This window comes from Pandoraea sp. E26 (assembly GCF_000681415.1).
Lineage (GTDB): Bacteria > Pseudomonadota > Gammaproteobacteria > Burkholderiales > Burkholderiaceae > Pandoraea > Pandoraea pnomenusa.
The window spans coordinates 1-751 of record NZ_AYXJ01000087.1 but is presented as its reverse complement, the minus strand read 5'-3'; the positions used below and the strand labels follow the sequence as shown (position 1 = coordinate 751).

At 67.2% G+C, this 751-nt stretch carries 1 protein-coding gene and 1 pseudogene; both read right to left on the bottom strand.

Translation table 11 applies throughout. From position 1 onward, the window contains the following. Positions 1–153: pseudogene (locus W930_RS30320) on the bottom strand (MFS transporter); the annotation flags it as partial. Between the two features lie 353 nt (positions 154–506). Next, the coding region (locus W930_RS28920; protein ID WP_036656598.1) for a D-glutamate cyclase family protein at positions 507–751 on the bottom strand (245 nt) is incomplete at its 5' end.

The window sequence follows — 751 nt, the reverse complement described above, 5'->3', positions numbered from 1 at the left end:
GCCGTCGAGCATGTAGCCGACCTTGCAACTCCAGAACGCGCGCTTTTCACGCGGCGTGGCGTCGCCATACCAGCCGAACAGGCTGCCGCCCGTTTCCGACGATGTCGCGGGGGTCCCGGAAACGGGGGGCGCGAGAGGGGTTTTGCTTTCCATGAGGATGAGACTCCGGTGATGTCCTGACTTGCCGTGTGGTGCCCTTGGGCCGCGCTTGGGTCGCCCGATGTCCTCGGTTCGCTGTGTCGTGCGGGAGACGACAGGCGTGCGAGGTCACCGACGGGCGACAACTCGCCCGCCGCTGTCCGTCATGGCGCGGTTCTCTTGTAGTGCGTGCTGCGTAATGCTTGCTACGTAGTGCTCGCTGCGTGAAGCTCGCTGTGTAATGCGTGCTGCGTAGTGCCTGCTGCGTAGTGCCCGACGCCGATGCCGGGGGTCGGGTAACGCTTACGTCCTGCTGCGGCGCCGCGATGAAACGACGTCCGCCGCGGCGCACTGCGCTGGCGGCCGGGTCAGAAGACCGCCAGCGATGCGTTCGGGATGTCCGTCATGAGCATGTAGCCCGGACGGTGCGCGATCGCGAGCGGCAGTTTCGCCCCCATGAGCGCGGTTTGCGGCGTGACGCCACACGCCCAGTACACGGGCAGTTCGCCCTCGCGAATCGTCACCGCGTCGCCGAACTCGGGCTTGTCGAGATCGGCGATGCCCAGTTCGCGGGGGTCGCCGATATGAACCGGCGCGCCGTGCACCGCGGGGA